The organism is Mumia sp. (assembly GCF_028803055.1).
In the GTDB taxonomy this organism is placed as follows: domain Bacteria; phylum Actinomycetota; class Actinomycetes; order Propionibacteriales; family Nocardioidaceae; genus Mumia.
This window is the reverse complement of the sequence record NZ_JARBCJ010000222.1, coordinates 1-4943: the sequence shown is the minus strand read 5'-3', so window position 1 is coordinate 4943 and position 4943 is coordinate 1. Positions and strand designations below refer to the sequence as shown.

5 protein-coding genes are annotated in these 4943 nt (G+C 69.5%); 4 read left to right on the top strand and 1 reads right to left on the bottom strand.

What is annotated here, in order from left to right; all coding sequences use genetic code 11:
• The 4 genes from prfB to PV363_RS15855 all read left to right on the top strand — a co-directional run.
• Positions 1 to 717: peptide chain release factor 2 (gene prfB, locus PV363_RS15870; RefSeq protein ID WP_301022833.1), on the top strand; the 717-nt coding region annotated here is incomplete at its 5' end.
• A gap of 19 nt (positions 718 to 736) precedes the next feature.
• Complete coding sequence (gene ftsE / locus PV363_RS15865) at positions 737 to 1426, top strand: cell division ATP-binding protein FtsE (protein WP_220340873.1); 690 nt, start codon at positions 737 to 739, stop codon at positions 1424 to 1426.
• A 9-nt stretch (positions 1427 to 1435) separates the two neighbouring features.
• Complete coding sequence (ftsX, locus tag PV363_RS15860; protein ID WP_220340874.1) at positions 1436 to 2356, top strand: permease-like cell division protein FtsX; 921 nt, start codon at positions 1436 to 1438, stop codon at positions 2354 to 2356.
• 117 nt (positions 2357 to 2473) lie between these two features.
• Positions 2474 to 3898 (top strand): M23 family metallopeptidase, encoded by a 1425-nt coding sequence (locus PV363_RS15855; protein WP_220346677.1) that lies wholly within the window; start codon positions 2474 to 2476, stop codon positions 3896 to 3898.
• A gap of 19 nt (positions 3899 to 3917) precedes the next feature.
• Here the strand turns inward: PV363_RS15855 and PV363_RS15850 are convergent.
• The coding region (locus PV363_RS15850) for an MFS transporter (RefSeq protein WP_301022832.1) at positions 3918 to 4943 on the bottom strand (1026 nt) is incomplete at its 5' end.

The following is a 4943-nucleotide window of genomic DNA, read 5'->3' as shown; positions in this document are numbered from 1 at the left end:
GGCGCCGGCGGCGTCGACGCCGCCGACTTCGCCGAGATTCTGCAGCGGATGTACATCCGCTGGGCCGAGCGTCACAAGTACTCCGTCCAGGTCTACGACACCTCGTACGCGGAGGAGGCGGGCCTCAAGTCCACGACCTTCGCTGTCAAGGCGCCGTACGCCTACGGGACGCTCTCGGTCGAGTCGGGCACGCACCGGCTCGTCCGGATCAGCCCCTTCGACAACCAGGGGCGACGTCAGACGTCCTTTGCCGCGGTCGAGGTCGTCCCCGTTCTCGAGCAGACCGACCAGATCGACATCCCCGAGGACGAGATCCGCGTCGACGTCTATCGCTCCTCGGGGCCCGGCGGCCAGAGCGTCAACACGACCGACTCCGCCGTCCGGCTGACCCACATCCCGACCGGCACGGTCGTGAGCTGCCAGAACGAGAAGAGCCAGCTCCAGAACAAGGCCAGCGCCATGGTCATCCTGAAGGCCAAGCTGCTCGCGCTCAAGAAGGCGGAGGAGCGCGCCCACCTCGACGAGCTGCGCGGTGACGTCCACGCCTCGTGGGGCGACCAGATGCGGTCGTACGTCCTCAACCCGTACCAGATGGTGAAGGATCTGCGGACCGACTACGAGACGGGCAACACCCAGGCGGTCTTCGACGGCGAGATCGACGGGTTCGTCGAGGCCGGTATCCGGTGGCGGCGTGGCGCTGAGGGAAGCACTCCGTAGCCTTGCGTACACTCGCACGGTGATCCGCTTCGAGAATGTCAGCAAGACCTATCCGGGGCAGCCGCGACCGGCCCTGGAGAAGATCAGCCTCGAGATCGAAAAGGGCGAGTTCGTCTTCCTCGTCGGCCAGTCGGGCTCGGGCAAGTCGACGTTCCTCCGCATGATCCTTCGCGAGACCCGTCCCTCGACCGGCCGCGTCTACGTCGCCGGCAAGGAGATCAACCGCCTCGCCAACTGGAAGGTCCCCAAGCTGCGGCGCCAGCTCGGCACCGTCTTCCAAGACTTCCGCCTGCTGCCCAACAAGACGGTCTCGGAGAACGTCGCGTTCGCGCTTCAGGTGATCGGCAAGCCCCGCTCGGAGATCCGGCGCGTCGTGCCGGAGACCCTGGAGCTCGTGGGCCTGGAGGGCAAGGGCGAGCGCATGCCCGACGAGCTGTCCGGCGGTGAGCAGCAGCGCGTCGCGATCGCGCGCGCGTTCGTGAACCGACCGATGATCCTGATCGCCGACGAGCCGACCGGCAATCTGGACCCGGTCACGTCGGTGGGCATCATGAAGCTGCTCGACCGGATCAACCGCACCGACACCACCGTCCTGATGGCGACGCACGACGCGGGGATCGTGGACCAGATGCGCAAGCGGGTCATCGAGCTCAGCGGTGGCGTGCTGGTCCGTGACCAGTCGCGCGGCGCCTACGACTACGAGAACTGACGAGGACCGATGGCACTGGGAAGCATCTTCTCCGAGCTCACGACAGGGCTGCGGCGCAACTTCTCGATGACGGTCTCGTTGGTCGTCACGATGAGCGTGTCGCTGGTCCTCGCCTCTCTGGGGCTTCTCCTGCAGGCGCAGGCCGACCGTACGGAGAAGTACTTCGGCGACCGGCTCCAGATCCAGGTCAACCTCTGCACGCAGAACTCCTCCGCGGAGACGTGCGTCGGCGGGCGGGCGACCGAGGAGCAGGAGCAGGCGGTCGCGGCTGCGCTCGACGGCAACCCCGAGGTGCGCTCCGTCGAGCGCTGGAGCCCCGAGCGCAACTACGAGCAGGCGCAGGAGTGGCTCGGTCAGAACGAGGAGGACCGCAAGCAGCTCGAGGCGCTGGGCCCGGAGTCGTTCGGCACGTCCTACATGGTGACGCTGCGCAACCCCAACCAGTTCGAAGGGGTCCAGAGCCAGATCAGCGGCATGGACGGCGTCAACTCGGTGGTCAGCATGCGCGACCTCCTCGCCCCGCTCTTCGAGGTGCTCTCCAAGCTCCGGTGGGCCGCGCTCGGGACGTCCTTGCTCCTGATCGTCGCCGCCGTCCTCCAGGTCTCCAACACGATCCGGATGACCGCGTACGCCCGTCGTCGCGAGATCGGCATCATGCGCCTCGTCGGTGCGTCGTCCTGGCACATCCAGCTGCCCTTCCTCCTGGAGTCGCTGGTCGCCGCGGTGATCTCGGCCGTGCTGGCGTGCGCCGGCCTGGCGGCGTTCATGCACTTCGTCGTGTACGGGTTCCTCCGTGACCGGCTCGCCGGTCTCACCACCTGGGTGCGCTGGGAGGAGGCGCTCACGGTCATGGGATACACGACCGTACTGGCGCTGCTGCTGGCCCTGGTGCCGACGGTCGTGATGACGCGCCGCTACCTGAAGGTCTAACCGAGTCGTTGGCCTCGACCAACGGTTGCGGCACGCCCGGGCGCGTCGAAATGCGCGGAAGGTCCCGAATGACGGGCTAGCGTCACCCACGGAACTTCCCCGACCAGAGGCAGGCCCGTGGTGCGACTCGTCATTCCCCGGCGTGCCGGCACGCGCGTCCGCACCGCCCTCGTGCTCTGCCTGCTGATCGCGCTGACCGGAGCGGCTGCGAGCCCGACGCTGGGTGACGACAAGGACGACCTCAAGAACCGCCGCAACCAGGTCCAGTCGGAGATCTCGGGAGCCCAGGCCGAGCTCGACCAGTCGAGCGCCCAGCTCGCCGCCGCGACCCGGACGCTGCAGAGCTCTCAGGTGAGCCTGTCGTCGGCGCAGACGTCCCTGGCGACCACGCGGGTCCAGCTCGCGGCGGCCCAGGCACGTGATGCCGCGATGCAGGCAGCGCTCCTCAAGGCGCAGGCCGAGCTGGTCGTCGCCAAGAAGGACGCGAAGAGGGGACGCCGGAGCCAGCGCCGGGCCTCCCGTGTGGTCGAGCGGATGACCGTCGAGTCCCTGCAGGGCGGGTCGCCCAGCCTGCGGGCGTTCTCTGCCCTGGTCAACGGCGTCGATCCGGCGGCGTACGGCAAGCAGGTCAGCCTCGACCAGGCCGTCACCGACGCCCGCCTCGCCAAGGTTGACACGCTCGAGGCGACCAGCATCGTCCTCGACCTGCACCGCGAGAAGGTCCAGAAGCTTCGCGACGAGGTCAAGGTCAAGCGCGAGGAGGCAGCCGAGAACCTCGCGACGCAGCAGCGGCTCGAGAAGGATGCGCGCGAGCAGGAGGCCGAGGTCGCCCAGCTCGTCCAGGCCAACGCGGTCGCCCAGACCACCGCGCAGCAGGCCCGATCCTCTGACGCCGCCCAGCTCGCCGCCCTGGAGTCCGAACGCTCCTCGATCTCGGGGAGGCTGAAGGCGATCGCTGCCGCGGAGCGCGCCGCACTGGCCCGGGCGGAGGCGCGCGAGCGGGCGCGGCAGCGCAAGGAGGCACAGAAGAAGCGCGACGGCTCCGGTGGTGGTGGGAATGGCGGCGGCTCGGCGTCCGGCAACTCCGGCAACTCCGGCAACTCTGGTGGCGGCGGGGGCGGCGGCGGTGGTGGCGGCTCGTCCTCGGGCAACCCCCTCTCGTACCCCGTGAGCGCCCCCATCACGTCCTCGTACGGCATGCGCTTCCACCCGGTCCTGCACTACTGGAAGCTGCACGACGGGACCGACTTCGGCGCTGCCTGCGGGACGCCTGTGAGAGCGGCGGCCGGGGGGCGGGTCGTGGACCGCTACTTCAACGCCGGCTACGGCAACCGCGTCATCATCGCCCACGGTCAGAACCGCGGCTACAGCGTCGCCACGACGTACAACCACCTGTCGCGGTTCTCGGCGCGGCCCGGCGAGCGCGTCCAGCGTGGAGAGGTCATCGGCTATGTCGGGTCGACGGGCTACTCGACCGGGTGCCACCTGCACTTCATGGTGCTGCTGGACGGTGACACCACCAATCCCATGAAGTGGCTCTGACGGCGGGGGCGGTTCTCGATCAGCGCCGCCGGCGACGGTCGGTGAGCAGATCGACGAGCCCGAGGACCAGCGCGCCGACGACGAAGGCCACCGTGGTCCGCAGGGCGAGGGTCATCGACGCCACGTAGTCGCCGTCGGTGCTCTCGAGCTGGCTGAAGAACTGCGCGAGCACCAGCGCGACCCCGATCGCGCTGCCGACGCGCTGCGCCGTCTGGAGCATGCCGCCCCCGGCACCGGCGTGACGGACGTCGACCTCCGACAACGTGATCGTGACGTTGGGGGAGATCACCAGTCCGCCGCCGAACCCGGCGACGATCAGCAGCGGAGCGAGCCACAGTCCGACACGGTCGTCGAGGTGGGGGACGAGAAGGTCGACGCCGACCAGCCCGACGATGACGAGGACCAGACCGCTCACCACGAGCGCTCGGCCGTAGCGGTTGACGAGCCGACCACCCAGCCACGCCGCGACCGCCGACCCTAGCGCGAACGGCATCTGGGTGAGGCCGGCCTCGAAGGCGGTGTAGCCGAGGCCGTTCTGCAGATACAGCGTGAGGACGAGGAAGATCGACGTGAAGCCGGCGAAGTAGAGGGTGCCGAGCCCGAGGCCGAGCATGTACGACCGGATCCGTACGAGCGAGAGGTCGACCAGCGTCGCCCGGCCGGAGCGCGCCCACCAGCGCTCCCACGCGGCGAACGCGCCGAGCAGCGCGAGGGCGACTCCGACGACCCACCACGGGCGTGAGGAGAGCGACTCGCCCCGCGTCCCCTCCACGAGCGGCAGGAGCACGAGGAAGGTGGCGGCACCGAACAGGAGGACGCCGACGGGGTCGAGCGACTCCCGAGGCCCCGGCTCGGAGCGGGGGAGCCAGCGCAGGGCGAGGACCAACGCCACGATGCCGACGGGGACGTTGACGAAGAAGACGTACCGCCACCCGTGCTCGGCGCCGCCGAGGGTGACGAGCACGCCACCGAGCAGAGGTCCGACCGCGGTCGAGATGCCGACCGTCGCACCGAACAGGCCGAACGCGCGGGCCCGCTCGTCCCC

Coding starts and splice junctions, on each gene's coding strand:
- ftsX (WP_220340874.1), top strand. CDS start 1,436: ATGGCACTGGGAAGCATCTTCTCCGAGCTCACGACAGGGCTGCGGCGC.